Annotated in this window: 13 protein-coding genes; 5 read left to right on the top strand and 8 right to left on the bottom strand. The window is 67.3% G+C overall.

Translation table 11 applies throughout. The features are described from left to right. Positions 1-14: 14 nt before the first annotated feature. Entirely contained in the window at positions 15-578 is a 564-nt protein-coding gene (locus AAG816_RS16905) for a nitroreductase family protein (protein WP_341990829.1), read from the bottom strand. Between the two features lie 259 nt (positions 579-837). On the opposite strand from AAG816_RS16905, the gene AAG816_RS16900 reads away from it, so the two are divergent. Continuing rightward, positions 838-1,866: a hypothetical protein gene (locus tag AAG816_RS16900; RefSeq protein ID WP_341990828.1), complete on the top strand. Its 1,029-nt coding sequence runs from the start codon at positions 838-840 to the stop codon at positions 1,864-1,866. 177 nt (positions 1,867-2,043) lie between these two features. On the opposite strand, the gene AAG816_RS16895 is transcribed toward AAG816_RS16900, so the two are convergent. From AAG816_RS16895 to yidD, 4 genes are all read right to left on the bottom strand, one after another. After that, positions 2,044-5,010, bottom strand: coding sequence for an autotransporter outer membrane beta-barrel domain-containing protein (locus AAG816_RS16895; RefSeq protein ID WP_341990827.1), 2,967 nt, complete (start codon positions 5,008-5,010; stop codon positions 2,044-2,046). Positions 5,011-5,209: 199 nt separating this feature from the next. Then, a complete protein-coding gene (thrS, locus tag AAG816_RS16890; protein ID WP_341990826.1) occupies positions 5,210-7,186 on the bottom strand; it encodes a threonine--tRNA ligase in 1,977 nt (658 codons plus the stop codon). Positions 7,187-7,670: 484 nt separating this feature from the next. After that, entirely contained in the window at positions 7,671-8,900 is a 1,230-nt protein-coding gene (locus AAG816_RS16885) for a lipase family protein (RefSeq protein ID WP_341990825.1), read from the bottom strand. Between the two features lie 118 nt (positions 8,901-9,018). Next, positions 9,019-9,321: a membrane protein insertion efficiency factor YidD gene (gene yidD, locus AAG816_RS16880; protein ID WP_341990849.1), complete on the bottom strand. Its 303-nt coding sequence runs from the start codon at positions 9,319-9,321 to the stop codon at positions 9,019-9,021. Positions 9,322-9,462: 141 nt separating this feature from the next. Here yidD and AAG816_RS16875 point away from each other — a divergent pair, with 141 nt between their 5' ends. Then, complete coding sequence (locus tag AAG816_RS16875; protein WP_341990824.1) at positions 9,463-10,317, top strand: phosphatase PAP2 family protein; 855 nt, start codon at positions 9,463-9,465, stop codon at positions 10,315-10,317. 11 nt (positions 10,318-10,328) lie between these two features. Here the strand turns inward: AAG816_RS16875 and AAG816_RS16870 are convergent, their stop codons facing one another. Next, on the bottom strand, positions 10,329-10,784 hold the full coding sequence (locus tag AAG816_RS16870; RefSeq protein WP_341990823.1) for an iron-sulfur cluster assembly scaffold protein: 456 nt from the start codon (positions 10,782-10,784) through the stop codon (positions 10,329-10,331). A gap of 271 nt (positions 10,785-11,055) precedes the next feature. Between AAG816_RS16870 and folE the strand changes: the two genes are divergently transcribed. From folE to AAG816_RS16855, 3 genes are all read left to right on the top strand, one after another. Then, entirely contained in the window at positions 11,056-11,691 is a 636-nt protein-coding gene (folE, locus tag AAG816_RS16865; protein ID WP_341990848.1) for a GTP cyclohydrolase I FolE, read from the top strand. A 102-nt stretch (positions 11,692-11,793) separates the two neighbouring features. Beyond that, the gene (hisI, locus tag AAG816_RS16860; RefSeq protein ID WP_341990847.1) at positions 11,794-12,243 is read left to right on the top strand and encodes a phosphoribosyl-AMP cyclohydrolase; all 450 of its coding nucleotides are present in this window, start codon (positions 11,794-11,796) and stop codon (positions 12,241-12,243) included. Between the two features lie 126 nt (positions 12,244-12,369). After that, a complete protein-coding gene (locus tag AAG816_RS16855) occupies positions 12,370-13,437 on the top strand; it encodes a patatin-like phospholipase family protein (protein WP_341990822.1) in 1,068 nt (355 codons plus the stop codon). 101 nt (positions 13,438-13,538) lie between these two features. Here AAG816_RS16855 and AAG816_RS16850 read toward each other — a convergent pair whose 3' ends face one another. Both AAG816_RS16850 and AAG816_RS16845 read right to left on the bottom strand, forming a co-directional pair. Then, complete coding sequence (locus AAG816_RS16850; RefSeq protein WP_341990821.1) at positions 13,539-13,970, bottom strand: CBS domain-containing protein; 432 nt, start codon at positions 13,968-13,970, stop codon at positions 13,539-13,541. Positions 13,971-14,117: 147 nt separating this feature from the next. Continuing rightward, positions 14,118-14,876, bottom strand: a complete 759-nt coding sequence (locus AAG816_RS16845; protein WP_341990820.1) for a rhomboid family intramembrane serine protease — start codon at positions 14,874-14,876, stop codon at positions 14,118-14,120. Positions 14,877-15,096 lie beyond the last annotated feature (220 nt).

Here is a 15,096-nt window from a genome sequence, read left to right as displayed (position 1 = left end):
CGGCGGCGCGCCGATCAGAAGCGGGTGACGACCTCGCTGAGCGCCGGGCGCGGCCGATCTTCCAATTGCTGGGTGGCGGTGCCCACATAGATGAAGCCGGTGACGCGCTCGTGCTCTTCCAGGCCAAGGGCCGCGCGGGCCTTGGCGTCATAGGCCGGCCATTCCGTGAGCCAGGCGGCGCCATAGCCCAGCGCGGCGGCGGCGAGCAGCAGGTTCTGCGCCACCGCGGCGGAGGAGAGCAACTGCTCCCATTCCGGGATCTTCACATGGGTCGCCGCCCGCGACACCACCGCCACCACCAAAGGCGCACGGGCGAAGCGGTTGCGCTCCTCCTCCAGCCGGCGCTCGGCGGCGTCGGGGTTGGCGGCGGCGAATACCTGGGCCAAAGCCGCACCGGCGCGCAGCCGTCCCTCGCCCTCGAACACGATGAACCGCCACGGCGCCAGCTTGCCATGGTCGGGCACCCGCGCGGCGACGGTGAGGATGGTGTCCAGATCATCCCCCGACGGCCCCGGCGCCACGAGATCGAGAACCCGGGAGGAACGGCGGGTCCGCAGCAGGTCGAGAGCGTCGGGCATGATCAAAATCCCTTGAACGATCATCAGAAAAGGCCGCCGGATCACAAAGATCAGGCCGGGTGCGCGCCCCTGCCGAACCGCCCAAAACACCGGGCCGCCGGCTTGAGCGGAGCGTCGAGCCGGAGGCTGCTCTAGCACACGGCGCCATCCCGCCGAAAGAGCGCCGCCCGGCCCCGCTGCGGCGCGACTTGAAACCGACAGGATTTCAGGGCACGTCATCGCCATGCGCCGTTCAGATCGTGCCTCCGGCCCCGCCCGGATGCGCTTGCCCCTTTTTCCCCGTGCCCATGTCCCGGCGCCCCTGCTGGCCGCCATGCTGGCATTGGCCGTGCTGCCGCTGGCCGCCGACGGCGCGGGGGCGCAAAGCACCCCGTTGCCGTTCGCGGGGCCATCCAATCCCGCCCAAGCCGCGCCGGGCTTCGTGCTGCCGCCGCCGCTGGCGCCCTCGGGCCGCACCGCCGCGGCGCCTCCCGGCGCGACGCCGGGCGCCCGCGAGCCCCATGCGGTGCTCCCCCAGGCCCCGGCCGGGAAAATCACGCTGGGCGTGTTCGCCAAGTTCGGCGCCGATGGCGCGCCCGTGCCCCGGGCGCTGACCTGGCGGGTGTTCGCCGATACGCCGGAAGCCTCCGGCGCCTTCCCCCTGGTGGCGGAGAGCACGGACGCCGCGCCGGTGTTCTTCCTCAATCCGGGTGGCTACATCGTGCACGTCACCTATGGATTTGCCTCCCAGGCGCAGCGGGTGGTGCTGGGCGCCACCTCCCGGCGCGAGGTGGTGGTGCTGCCCGCCGGCGGCCTGCGGCTGCAGGCGGACGTGGACAACAAGGCCATCACCAACCAGAAGGTCTCCTTCGATATTTTCGAGGGCTCGTTCCTCCAGGGCCGCACCTCCACCCAGCCTTATTATCGCGGGGCGCTGGCCAATGAGGTGATCCAGCTGCCGGAGGGCACCTATCACGTGGTGTCCACCTATGGCGACGCCAACGCCGTGGTGCGGGCGGACGTGAGCGTGCAGGCCGGCAAGCTCACCGACGCCACCGTCCACCACCGCGCGGCGCAGATCATGCTCAAGCTGGTGAAGGAGCCGGGCGGCGAGGCCCAGGCGGACACGCAATGGTCCGTCATCACCCCCGGCGGCGACACCATCAAGGAGTCCATCGGGGCATTTCCCACCTTCGTCCTGACCGAAGGCGACTACGTGGCCATCGCCCGCAATGACGGCAAGGTGGTCAGCCGCGACTTCAAGGTGGAAGCCGGCAAGGACCGCGAAGTGGAAGTGGTCCGCAAATAGGCAGGACGCTGGACCGACACGGACGCCCCCGCCCCGCGTGTCAGTTGCTCATTCCACCGCAAGGGAACCTGAGCGCGCCGGCCCCCCGGCGGCGCGCCCAGGCAGGGGCCCCCGCCCCCCTATCCTCGCGAGACCGCGTTGTCCGACCAGATGGAGTCCCTCTGATCGGATCGCGCTCTAGAAATTCCAGGTCAGATTGGCCTGGAATCCGTTGACGGTGACGCTGTCGGCGAACTGCCCCACATAGGACACCCCGACCCGCATCTGGGCGCTGAGCTTGAGGTCGAGACCGGCCTCCAGCAGCGCGGTGTTCTGCGCCAGCGGCACGCCGCCGACGGTGAAGTTCGAGCCGGCAACGCTGGTCAGGGCCAGTTGCGCGCTGGGGGTCAGATCGCCGAAGGCGGTTTGCCAGGCGGCCGAGACGTGGGGCGCCAGGACCATGCCGTTCGCCAACGGCACGGTGGTGGCGGCCCGCAGGCCCAAGGTGCCATAGCCCACATCGGTGGAGGTGGAGCCCGCGGTCACCCCCGCGCTGACGGCGCCGGGCACGCCGGTCTCGGTGAAGCCGTCGGTGTTCAGATGCACCCACGCTAGTCCCGCATAGGGCTCCAGCGCCACGGACTGGAACGCGAAGCCGTAGCCGACTTCCGCGAACACCTGGCCCGTGCCGCCATTGTAGCTGGCGCTGGCCTGCTGGGCGAAGCCGGGGAAGGCGATGGTGCGGGTGGTATCGATCGCGTTGAAGGCATAGCTGGCGCCGAGGCGCAGGTTCCACGGGCCGGCGCTGGTGCCGGCATAGAGGGCGATCAGGGCACTGTCCGCCTGCGAGGAGCCGGACACGGTGTCCGTGCTGGCATTGGACTGGGAATAGCCCAGCGCGCCGCCCACCCGCCAATTGCCGATGGTGCCGTCGATGCCGCTGACGATGCCGCCGATGGTCTCGCTGACCCCGGAGGCATTGCCATTGCCGCCGAAATTGGCCCAGGCCCCATAGCCCTGCGCCCACACCGTGGGGCCGGGCGCGGGCGCCGCGATCGCGCCCGGCGCCTTGGTGGCATAGGCGAGCGCGGTGGCCGCCGCCCCCGCCGGCAGGACCGATTCCGTTGCGGCATAGGCCAGGGTCGGCCCGCCATAGGCCAGCGCCGCCAGGGGGCCGGCCTGATCCGCATAGGTGCCCTGCCGCAGGCGTCCCATGACCGACTGGCGGCTGTAGAGGCTGTCGCCGATCAGCACCGACTGCTCACTGGCATAGGCTTCGCCCGAAAGCGCGCTGAGGGCCTGGGGCAGTTGGCTGCCGTCGAGGGCATAGAGCGCCGTCAGCGGTCCGGAGACGCCGGCCAGCGTGTTGAACGCCCGATCCAGGCCAGCGCCCACCGCCGCCTGATTGGTGGTCAGCCCCGCAACTTGCGCCATGCCGGAAGTGAGGGTGAGGCTGACAGCGTTGGGCTCATAGGCCAGCGACGCGCCCATGAAGCTCGGCAGGCCGGTGGTCGCCAGGGTGGTGAAGGTGCCCGTATAGCCCTGGGTCGCGGTGAAGAGCGTGTAGTTCCGGCTCAGGGACGTGGTCTGGAACGGCACCGCCAGCGTGCCGGCCAGCCGCGCCACGCCGAAGATGCTCAGGGTATCGGTGCCGCTGGAGGTGACGCGCAGGGACAAGGTGCCCGCCGCGGTCTGCACGAAGGTGCCGCCAAACAGGCTGGCGATCGGCACGCCGGTGCCCGAGACGCCGATCCAGCCGCTGTTCTCAAGCCGCTTGTCCGGGCCTGCCGTGGCGGCGATGCGGCCGTCGATGACGCCGGAATTGACGATCACCGTGCCGACGGCGTCGGCGCCGGTGCGCACGGCGTCGGCGACGGCGGTCGTCTGCAAGGTGCCGTAATTCAGCAAGGTGCCGTAGAGGCCGTGCAGGTCCACGGCCGCGCCGGCCACGCCGGTGGCGACCACGGTCCCGGTATTGGTCAGGACCCCATAGGTCTCGCCCCGCATGCCGATGCCGCCGGTGCCGGAGACCCGCACCGTGCCGCTGTTGACGATGTCATCGCCCTTGGCGCCGGACAGAGCCGCCGTATTCTCGGCGCTGGAGGTCAGCGTGCCGGTGTTGCGGATGGGATTGTAGATGCCGGGAAGGGTGGCGACATAGCCGTTGGGGGTGGTGGAACCGGGGGTGAGATAGATGCCCACCACCAGATCGCCATAGGCCGAATTGGACGACACCAGCGAGGCGCCGGGAATGTTGATCTCGTACCAGGTGGGGATGCCGAGGGCATCCACATGCAGCACGCCCGCATGCACCACCCCGTCCGCAGTCACCCAGTCCGCCACCATATTGTACTCGCCGGAGCGGCCCGCGCCGGTGATGCCTTCCAGATGGGTGATGATGGCGCCGGGATGGTCGTAGGTGGTCCAGGTGCCGGTGACGGTGTTGTAGAGATAGCCGTGCTCGAAGCCGATGCCGCCGCCGGGACCCACATTGGCATAGCCGCCGGCGATCATGTCGCCATAGACGCCATAGGCGGTGGTGCTGACCGCGCCGGGCTTGTTGTTGGTGGCGTAGGTGCCGGTGGAGATGGTGTAGATCATCGCATTGCCGGTGGCGTAGCGGGTATCATAATTGCCCACCACCGTGTCGCCGAACGTGCTGTGGGCGATGGTGAACAGGGTCGGGTTTCCAGACGCGCTGGGATAGATGAGCGTCGTCAGTTGCTGTCCCGGCGCGGCGGCCGCGTCATAGAGATAGCTCAGATCATTGGGCGAGGAGGCGGCGGTGATATAGCTGCCCACGGCCCGCAGCACGCCGGTCTGGGAGCCGAAGCTCGGCCCGTAGGGCGAGGAGCCGATGGCACCGGGATAATTCACGCCGTTGGCGGTCGCCACCGGCAGAGCGGACCAGACGCCCGACGTCATGTCATAGAGCAGCCCGCCCGTGGCCCCGGAGCCGGGCACCACATAATTGCCGACGATGGTGTTGCCCCGGATGCCGGTCAGGAATGTGCCCGAGGTGCCGTAATTCAGCGTCTGATAGGAGGTCGGCGCGACCGATTGCGCCTGCGCCCCCGCGATCATGCCGCACGCGCCGACACTGGCGAGAATCATCGATTTGACGCCGGACAAAAGAATGCGGCGCCGCGCTACCAGACTCGACATCAAGGCCCCCATCGCCTGCCACATATTGCGGTATTGGCGCGGGAACCGTAGGCGGCGGGGGGAAGTATGGCGAGAGCGTTTCCAGATTATGGCCGGAAAGTGCCACCCCTATAGGCTATATAAACACCGATTTTGCTTTCGCCCTGGCTTCAACCAGGGCGAAAGCAGAACTGAATACCTACACTCGCAGTCTGTACCCTCAGGCTGCGGCTTTGACGCCGGTCCGGCGCTGCACATCCGGAGGCACCGATTCCCCCGCCAGCATGGCCAGCGCGGCATCCAGCGGCATCACCACCTGCTCCTGGCTGCCGAGGCGGCGGATGGACACCGTGCGCTCGGCCGCTTCCTTGCGGCCCACCACCAGCAGCACCGGCACCTTGGCCAGCGAATGCTCGCGGACCTTGTAGTTGATCTTCTCGTTGCGCAGGTCCGCTTCGGACCGCAGGTCCAGGGCGCGGGTCGCCTCCAGCACCTCGCGGGCATACTCGTCGCCGTCCTGGGTGATGGTGGCGATCACCACCTGGGTCGGCGCCAGCCACAGCGGGAAATGGCCTGCGAAATGCTCGATCAGAATGCCGGTGAAGCGTTCCATCGAGCCGCAGATGGCGCGATGGATCATCACCGGGGTCTTCTTCTGCCCGTCCGCATCCACATAGAAGGCGCCGAACCGCTCCGGCAGGTTGAAGTCCACCTGGGTGGTGCCGCACTGCCATTCCCGGCCGATGGCATCCGACAAGGTATATTCGAACTTCGGCCCGTAGAAGGCGCCCTCCCCCGGCAGGATGCCGGTCTTGATCTTGCCGCCCGACTGTTCGGCGATCTGCTCCAGCACGCGGGTCATGACCTCTTCGGCATGATCCCACACCGCGTCGGACCCCACCCGCTTTTCCGGCCGGGTGGAGAGCTTCACGATCACCTCGTCGAAGCCGAAGTCGGCATAGGTGGAGAGGATGAGATCGTTGATCTTCAGGCACTCCGCCGCCATCTGCTCCTCGGTGCAGAAGATGTGGGCATCGTCCTGGGTGAAGCCGCGCACCCGCATCAGGCCATGCAGGGCGCCGGACGGCTCGTAGCGATGCACCGCGCCGAACTCGGCCATGCGCAGCGGCAGGTCGCGATAGGACTTCAGGCCGTGCTTGAAGATCTGCACATGGCCGGGGCAGTTCATGGGCTTCAAGGCGAACACGCGCTCGTCGTCGGTGTCCTCGCCGGCAGACTGCACCTTGAACATGTTCTCCTTGTACCAGCCCCAGTGGCCGGAGGTCTCCCACAGCGACTTGTCCAGCACCTGCGGGGCATTGACCTCGTCATAGGTGCCCTTGAGGCGGCGGCGCATGTAGGAGACGAGGCCCTGGAACAGGCTCCAGCCCTTGGGATGCCAGAACACCGTGCCCGGCCCCTCCTCCTGGAAGTGGAACAGGTCCATCTCCCGGCCCAGCCGGCGATGGTCGCGCTTTTCCGCTTCTTCCAGGCGGTGGAGATAGGCATCCAGCTCGGCCTGGTCATGCCAGGCGGTGCCATAGATGCGGGTCAGCATGGGGTTGTTGCTGTCGCCGCGCCAATAGGCGCCGGCCACCTTCATCAGCTTGAAGGCGGTGCCGATCTTGCCGGTGGAGGGCAGATGCGGGCCGCGGCACAGGTCGAACCATTCGCCCTGCTTGTAGATCTTGAGATCCTGGCCTTCGGGGATGGCGTCCACCAGTTCGACCTTGAACGCCTCGCCCTTGTCGCGGAACACGCGCTTGGCCTCGTCGCGCGACCAGACCTCCCTGGTGAAGGGCTTATCGCGGGCGATGATCTCCTTCATCTTGGCCTCGATCTTGGGCAGATCGTCGGTGGTGAAGGGCTCGTTGCGGGCGAAATCGTAATAGAAGCCGTTCTCGATCACCGGGCCGATGGTCACCTGGGTGCCGGGAAACAGCTCCTGCACCGCCTCCGCCAGCACATGGGCGGCGTCATGCCGGATCAGTTCCAGCGCGCGTTCCTGGTCGCGGGTGACGATCTCGATGCGGGCATCCTGGGTGATGGGCTCGGACAGGTCGGTCAGCGTCCCGTCGAGGGTCACCGCCACCGCCTTCTTGAGCAGGGATTTCGAGATGGCGGCGGCCACGTCGGCACCGCTGGTGCCGGGGGCATATTCGCGCTGCGCACCATCGGGAAAGGTCAAGGTCAGCATATCTTCTTCTCCTGCCCACTCCTGCGCACCCCGCAGGTAGGCTGTTGTTGAAGGGGCCTCATCTAGGCCGCCGCGGGCGGCACGTAAAGCGCCAAGCCGGTGCGAAGCTGACCGCGCACCGGCAAGCGGAATTCCGCAAATCCGCGAGCGGGCCGGCTGGAGGCCGATGAGGGCGCGCACACAGTGAGAGAAACACACGCCCCTGGAGTCATGCAAAGGGCGGGCGGATTGCTGTGTCAGCCACGCTGAAGCGAGCAGTGCGTCGCTATTCCCCGGTCGGTCGTCATGGCCGGGCTTGTCCCCAAAGTCGGATGTTTCCGACTTTGGCCTGCGCCTGCGGAAGTCGGCAAAAGCCGACTTCCGGCCATCCACGCGGCGAGGCTTGTCCTCCCGCTTCAAGGGCTCGCACGATCGGCTCGGCGTGGATGCCCGGGACAAGCCCGGGCATGACGAACGAATAGGGCAGCCCTAGACTTTGTAACGCTCAGGGCCCGGCCTTCGGCAGCGCCGCGCAATTGCCCGCCGCCGCCTTGCCGGCGAAGCGGTCGGCGATGAAGGCCAGGGCATCGCCGGAGCCGGCTTTCATCACCCCGTCATGGTCGGTGCCGGCGAAGGCCTTGTAGTCCACCACATTGCCCTTGGCGCACAGCTCGCGCACCATGGCGTCGGTGTCCTGCGGCCGCACGGTCGTGTCCGCCATGCCCTGCATGACGAGGCTCGGCACTGACAAGGACAAGGACCCCGGCTCGTTCTGCGCCGCCATCTTAAGGAAGGCGGTCAGGTCCGGATTGGGCAGGAACTGGTTCTTGGCAATGGCATTGGACCAATAGCTCTCGGTGAGCGCCTTGGTCATGCAGCCGTTCATGAGATCAGCCAAATGCGGCTGGGCCTTGGGCGTCAAGATGCGGCCCACATCAATGGCTTTGTCGGTGGTGGCGTAGGATTGCAGCACATAGAGGACGTAAGGCAGGGCCAGTTCCACCTTGTCGGAGGCCCGCACCACCGCGAAGCGCTCGGCGATATGGCTGCCGGGGGCCATGGCCACATTGCCCACCAGTTGGAACTCCGGCGCGTAGGTCGGCCCCTCCGCAGCCGTGAACAGGTCCGCCTGCCCGCCCTGGGAATGGCCCATCACCGCATATCTGGTGCCGATCTCCGGCTCCAGCTCGCGCGCCGCGCGCAGCATGTCGAGGGCATTCTTGCCGTTGGGCACGCCCTGGAGGAAAGGGTGGAAACCGGCGACGCCGAGCCCCTGGTAGTCGGTGGCGACCACCGCATAGCCCTTGGCCACGAACTGGTCGAGCAGCACCTGGATGTCGGCGATATAGCCGTGTTCCGGCCCGGTGGGCGTATCGCGCGAGGGCGCGCAGGCCGCAGCGATCCCGGTGGTGCCGTGGGTCCAGGTGATCACCGGCCAGCCACCCGCCGGTGCGGTGCCCTTGGGAATGGAGACGGTGCCGGACACCACCACCGGCGCGCCGGCAGGATCTTCCGAGCGATAGAGCACCAGGATGTTCCGCGCCGCGCTGGGCAGGGCCATGGTGCCCATCAGGCCGCGCACCCAGACCACGGAGCCCTTCGGCCCCGCCGGCAGCGGCGACGGCGGCACATAGAAGGCGTCACCGCCCGGCCCCTGCGTGGCCGCAGCGGCAGCGCCGGTCAGGCCACTTGCCAGTCCGGCCATCATGGTGACGGCCAAAAACAAACCACGCACCCGCATCATACCCTCCGAGGAAGCCGCAACCGGGAGGTGATACCGCGCCAACATGCCGGAGTCATGGCAGGACTAAAACCATACCTCCCAAGCGCACGCAGTCTCCGATCGGCGGGCGTCAATCGGATCGGTGCGCGCTCTCATCGTCCGCCGGCGGTGGCCCCTGCCGCCAGTTGCCGTAGCGCCAGGGGCGGGTCCAGCGGGCGCTCGCCGGCAGGTCCGGCGGCACCGGGTCGAAGCCATGCCCGCCCCAGGGATGGCAGCGGCAGATGCGCGCCAGCCCCATCCATCCCCCGGCCCAGGCGCCGTGACGGGAAATGGCCTCGTCCGCAAAAGCCGAACAGGTGGGCAGATAGCGGCATTGCCGGCCCAGAAAGGCCGAGAGCGTGTAGCGATAGACCAGGATCGGCGCCCGCAGCATCAGGCGCGGCAGGCGGCGCACCCCGGACCACAGGCGGCGATCCGGGCCGAAGGCGTCAAAGGCCGGCGAGCGACGCCGCAGTCGAAAGCGCGGGATTGGCATGATACCTCTTCAGCGCCTTCTCATTGGTCTGGGACTGCCATGTCTGATCGTCTTCGCACCGCGCTCTCCCCGTGTCGCCCCGCCGAGGGGACCATAGCCGGACACCGTCACCGCTGGTCGGTCGTCCTGCTGGTGGCCCTGCTGGCCCTCGCCTCGCCGCTGGCCGCGCTGGCGCAGGACGCCCCCGTCTATATCCGGCCGGGACAAGTGGACCTGATCAAGATCCTCGCCCCCGCCCCGCTGCCGGGGTCCACCACCACCAAGGAGGATCTGCGCATGCTCCTGGACCTCCAGGCGCTGCGCACCCCCGCGGCGGTCGCCGCCGCCAATGCCGACGTGGTGCGCAACCTGTCCCGCTTCTCCGAGGCGGTGGGCACCGATCTGTCCAAGTCCGCAGCCCCGGTGGCCAATGCGGTCATCGACCGGGCGTGGGACCAATCCTATGCCCTGGTCACGGCGGTCAAGCAGCACTGGAAGCGCGAGCGGCCGTATCTGGCCGATCCGGCCATCCATCTGGCGGTGCCGGCGGAGAATACCCCCTCCTATCCCAGCGGCCATGCCACCTATGGCATGGAGATGGCCATCCTTCTCGCCGCCATCGTGCCGGAGAAGGCGACGGTGATTTTCGCGCGCGGGACCCAGTTTGGCTTCGAGCGCCTGATCGGCGGCGTGCATTATCCCAGCGACGTGGAAGCCGGCCGCATCACCGGCAGCGTGCTGGCCGCCGAACTGCTGCGCAGCGCCGCATTTCAGGCGGACCTCGCCCGCGCCGCCGTGGAAGTGCGCAGCGCGCTGGGCCTGCCGCCGCTGCAAGCGGGCGCCGAGCCTGCTGCGCCGGTCCCGGCCTCAGCGCCGCTCCTGCCTTTGCCCGCAGCCGCAGCGCCCGCGCGCTAAGCGCGCCGGCGTCACCCGGCGGCCTGCGCCGCCTCGGCACGAGCCGCTTCGATCTGGCCGATGGCATCCACCACCGCATCGAAGGTGAGCAAGGTGGAGGGGTGCCGCGCCTTGTAGTCGCGCACCGGCTCCAGCACTTCCAGCACCGCCCAGCGGCCATCGGGTGCGGGGCCGTTCTCCTTCAGCATGGCCCGCACCCGCTCGCGCAGATCGCGCAATTCCTGCGCACTGGCGCCGACCACATGGCTGGCCATGATCGAGGAGGAGGCTTGCCCCAAGGCGCAGGCGCGCACCTCATGGGCGAAGTCCGTCACCACATCCCCGTCCATCTTGAGGTCCACGGTGACCGTGGAGCCGCACAGCCGGGAATGGGCGGTGGCGGTGGCATCCGCATCGGCCAGGCGCCCCAGCCGGGGAATCTCGGCGGCAAGCGCCAGGATGCGGGCATTGTAGACATCGTTTATCATCAATCGGATCCTACCAGCCGCCCGGGGCAGCTTTCCGGGGCAGCTTTGTCTCTGGCGACTGTAAAACGTCCCTGTCCCGCGCGGTTGCGCGTCGGCAGCGATACCGCTCTGCGCAACGTGCAATTGCCGCGCAGCCTTGATCTTCTTATATAGGTCGGAATTGAACGGCGAAAATGCCAGGGGCGGACGGCCGATGCCGCACCTCCGGCTTGGCCGGATGCGCCCGCCGGGCGGGACGGAGTTGGGAATGGACGCGGTGGTCAAGCTGTTCATGGCACAGGCCGACACGGAAGAACGCGCGCCCAAGCTTGAGCCTGTCGCGCGCTCCGGCAAGCCGCGGCCCTCGCGCGCCGAGGCGGAGGCCGCCATCCGCACCTTGCTGGCCTATATCGGCGAGAATCCGTCACGGGAGGGACTCCTCGATACGCCATCACGTGTGGTCAAGTCCTACGACGAAATCTACGGCGGCTATCAGCTTGATGCCGAAGATGTTTTGGACCGTACATTCGGCGAAATCGGCTCGTTCGACGACTTTGTCCTATTGAGGGATATTCCCTTCCACTCCCACTGCGAACATCACATGGTTCCGTTCTTCGGCAAGGCCCATGTGGCCTATTTTCCGGTGGAACGAGTGGTGGGCATCTCCAAGATCGCCCGGGTGGTCGACCTGTTCGCCCGCCGCCTCCAGACCCAGGAACACCTGACATCTCAGATCGTTACGGCCCTGGACGACGCCCTGAAGCCGCGCGGCGTGGCGGTGATGATCGAGGCCGAGCACATGTGCATGTCCATGCGCGGCATCCTGAAGCCCGGCGTCACCACCCTGACCAGCCAGTTCACCGGCGCCTTCCGCGACGACCCCGCCGAGCAGGTGCGCTTCATCACCCTGCTGCGCGGGCGAATTTGATTCGCTTCTTCAGGTACTTACATCCGATTTGAATGCGACCGCAGGCCCGTCCTGCCAGCCGTCCAGAGAGCCCCCATGAGCGCCCAGACGCCGATCTTTGCCGTGGCCACCAGCCACCATGACCTAGAGGAAGGCACCCGCCTTGCCCCCCGGTTCGATGCCGCCGGGCTGGTCACCTGCATCGCCCAGGATGCCCAGACCGGCGAGATCCTGATGCTCGCCCACATGAATGCGGACGCCCTGGCCCTGACCATGGCCACCGGCGAGGCGCATTATTTCAGCCGCTCCCGCAAGGCCTTATGGAAGAAGGGCGAGACCTCCGGCCAGACCCAGAAGGTGTCCGAGATCCGCATCGATTGCGATCAGGATGCGGTGCTGCTGAAGGTGGAGATGGGTGGCACGGGCGCTGCCTGCCACACCGGCCGGCGCTCGTGCTTTTATCGCACCATCCCCCTGGGAGCAGCGCCGTCGGACGCCACCGCCCTGGCCTTCACCGGCGACGAGCCGCGCTTCGACCCGAAGGCGGTCTATGGCGGCAGCCACGAGCATTGAGCCCGGCCGGGCAAACCGCTCCACAGTGGATGCAACAAAGCCACGCTTCCGACATCAACCGGATTAGAATAGCCGGCACGATATGGTCGTTCACCATAGACATTCCAGCGGCCGATGGAGGCTTGCATGTTCCTGGGCCTCAATCGTCGCTTCTGGGCGAGCGACACGCAAAATGACATGCCGCCCCCGCCGGTAGCGTTGGACACGCTTGCGTTGGACACCGTGGCGTTGGACATGGAGCCAGACCGCAACCCGCGCGCCACCCGCAAGGGCGGCGGGCCCCGGATCGGACTGGCCCTCGGCGGCGGCGCGGCGCGGGGCTTTGCCCATATCGGCGTCATGCGAACCCTGGAAAAGCACGGCATTCGCCCGCATGTGGTGGCGGGCACGTCCATCGGCGCGGTGGTCGGTGGGCTGTGGTCCGCCGGCAAGCTGGACGATTTGGAGGCCTGGGCCCGCAGCCTGAAGAAGCGCGATGTGCTCGCCTTGCTGGATTTCACCATCGCCTCCCCCGGCCTGATCGGCGGCAAGCGGCTGGTGGAATTGATGCGGCGCTATGTGAGCGCGGTCCAGATCGAGGAGATGGACACGGTCTTTGCGGCGATCGCCACCGAACTCGGCAGCGGCCATGAGATCTGGTTGACCCGCGGCGACCTGATCGAGGCGATCCACGCCAGTTATTGCCTGCCCGGCATTTTCAATCCGGCGAAAGTGGGCGGTCGCTGGCTGATGGACGGGGCCTTGGTCAATCCCATCCCGGTCTCCGCCGCCCGCGCCATGGGCGCGCGCGTGGTGATTGCGGTCAACCTGAATTCGGATGTGTTCGGCAAGGGCACCGTGATCCAGGATCACGGCAGCAGCTTTGAGAGCGCAGATCCCGCCCCGGCCGAGAAGCGGGCCGGACTTGGAGCAATGCTGCGGCCCGACCGCGTGCTGCGGCGGAAATTCTTCACCGGCCCGAAGGGCGGCCCGCGGGGCATCTCGTCGGTGATGATCGATGCCTTCAACATCACCCAGGATCGCATTGCGCGCTCGCGCCTTGCCGGCGATCCGCCGGACATCTCCATCTCGCCCAAGCTGGCCAAGATCGGCCTGTTCGACTTCCAGCGCGCCGATGAAGCCATCGCTGCAGGCATGGAAGCGGCGGAACGGGCCATGGGCGACGTCGAAGCGGCGCTGGTCGCTCTCGCCTGAGAGCAAACGGCACCGCGCGCACGCCCCGCGCCGGAAAGCACCCATGAAAAAGGCGGGCGCCCCGCGCCCGCCGTCGTCACACCCTTCGACAAAACCTCGCTTCAGGCCGTCATGATGTAGTCGCGCAGGGCGGCGCTTTCGCGCTCCATCTCCTCCACGCGGAACTTCACCACGTCGCCGATGGAGATGATCCCCAGCATTCGATCGCCATCCACCACCGGCACATGGCGGAACCGACCGCGCGTCATGCGCTCCATGACGCTGGGAATGGTCTCGTCGCTGGTGCAGGTGACCACGGTCCGCGTCATCACCGACGACACCGGTTCAGTGAGCACCGCCGGCCCTTTTTCGCCCAGGATGCGCACCACGTCGCGCTCGGAAATGATGCCCGCGACTCTCCCAAGGGGGTCGACGGCCACGATGGCACCGATGCGATGCTCCGCAAGGCTCTTGACCGCCTCGGTCAAGCTGACATCGGGCGAGATGGTGATGAGCGTCTTACTCTTGCCCTGCAGGATGGCGCTGACTGTCATGTTTCGTCCTCCGCTCCCACGGTGCGCTGGCCTCCTGCCGGTCGTGGTGTTTGGTTTTGCTCTTGGACGACCGGATTGCGCATCCGTGCAGGGGGGATGATCCACCCCGCACGCTCGCTCCGCAACCCCGCAATGCCGCAAAGGCACTCAGGCTGTGGTTTTCGCCTTGCGCACCCGGCGCGGCACCGGGTCAAACAGCGCAAACAGCAGCAATCCGGCGAAGAAGCCGCCCATATGGGCCTGCCACGCCACGTCCGCATCTTCCGCACCGGGCATCGAGACACCGATGCCGAACAGCAGATTGACGCCGATCCACACGCCTACGAAGGCGATCACCCGCACATCGCGGAAGGCTTCCAGCAGGCTTTGGGCCGGCATGCGATCCGCATTGCCGAGGCTCCGGCCGCTCAATGACGCGCCCGGCGCGAAGGCAAAGCGCACCGCCGCGGCCATGAAGCCGGAGATCACGGCGGAGGCCCCGATCATCGGCACCATGGCATCCGGATGAGTCACCAGATGCGCGGCGGCGCCGGCGGCAGCGGTCACGGCGAAAAAGGCCAGGAAACGCGCGGGGCCGAAGCGCCGCGCCACCGGGGTGGCAAACGCCAGCATCCACACCAGATTGATGCCCAGATGCATCCAGGTGGCATGCAGGAAGGCGTAGGAGACGAAGGTCCACAGTTCAGCGCCCAGCCCGCCGGGCAGATGGAATTCCGCAGCGGGATCGTAGCGGCCAGGGATGAAGGAAAACAGCCCCAGGACCTCAATGTCCATGTCGTCGCTGAGCACATAGGTGCGCAACACATGGATCACCAGCATCGCGAGCGACAGCACGGTGACGATGGTCGGGACGTTGAAGACCGGCTGGCGCGGGGCGGGCCGGTGATGATCGGTAAGGTCGAGCACCTCCCGCACATAGGCGCCCGGGCGGCGGCGGGCAAGCGGAAAGCCTGTGCTTGCACCCCTCACGCCCGCGAACGTGACCACACCGCACCGAGATGAAATGTGATGCCGCGGCGTCCCAAGGGCACTTCTACGGGGGTGGAACCGCCATTAAGGTTAAGAAAGGGTTGATGGCGCACATGTGGCGCATCTGAGGCATTATCAATTCGTTAACCGCAAGGCG

It is taken from the genome of Azorhizobium sp. AG788 (assembly GCF_943371865.1).
GTDB lineage: Bacteria > Pseudomonadota > Alphaproteobacteria > Rhizobiales > Xanthobacteraceae > Azorhizobium.
The sequence above is the reverse complement of the archived record's forward strand: the minus strand, read 5'-3'. Positions and strand labels throughout refer to the sequence as shown.

Bases quoted from the DNA above. Each gene is read 5' to 3' on its own strand.
- thrS (WP_341990826.1), bottom strand. From the start codon at position 7,186: ATGCTGACCTTGACCTTTCCCGATGGTGCGCAGCGCGAATATGCCCCC.
- AAG816_RS16875 (WP_341990824.1), top strand. From the start codon at position 9,463: ATGTCTGATCGTCTTCGCACCGCGCTCTCCCCGTGTCGCCCCGCCGAG.
- folE (WP_341990848.1), top strand. From the start codon at position 11,056: ATGGCACAGGCCGACACGGAAGAACGCGCGCCCAAGCTTGAGCCTGTC.
- AAG816_RS16895 (WP_341990827.1), bottom strand. From the start codon at position 5,010: ATGTCGAGTCTGGTAGCGCGGCGCCGCATTCTTTTGTCCGGCGTCAAA.
- AAG816_RS16850 (WP_341990821.1), bottom strand. From the start codon at position 13,970: ATGACAGTCAGCGCCATCCTGCAGGGCAAGAGTAAGACGCTCATCACC.
- AAG816_RS16905 (WP_341990829.1), bottom strand. From the start codon at position 578: ATGCCCGACGCTCTCGACCTGCTGCGGACCCGCCGTTCCTCCCGGGTT.
- AAG816_RS16855 (WP_341990822.1), top strand. From the start codon at position 12,370: ATGTTCCTGGGCCTCAATCGTCGCTTCTGGGCGAGCGACACGCAAAAT.
- AAG816_RS16900 (WP_341990828.1), top strand. From the start codon at position 838: ATGCGCTTGCCCCTTTTTCCCCGTGCCCATGTCCCGGCGCCCCTGCTG.
- AAG816_RS16870 (WP_341990823.1), bottom strand. From the start codon at position 10,784: ATGATAAACGATGTCTACAATGCCCGCATCCTGGCGCTTGCCGCCGAG.
- yidD (WP_341990849.1), bottom strand. From the start codon at position 9,321: ATGCTGCGGGCGCCGATCCTGGTCTATCGCTACACGCTCTCGGCCTTT.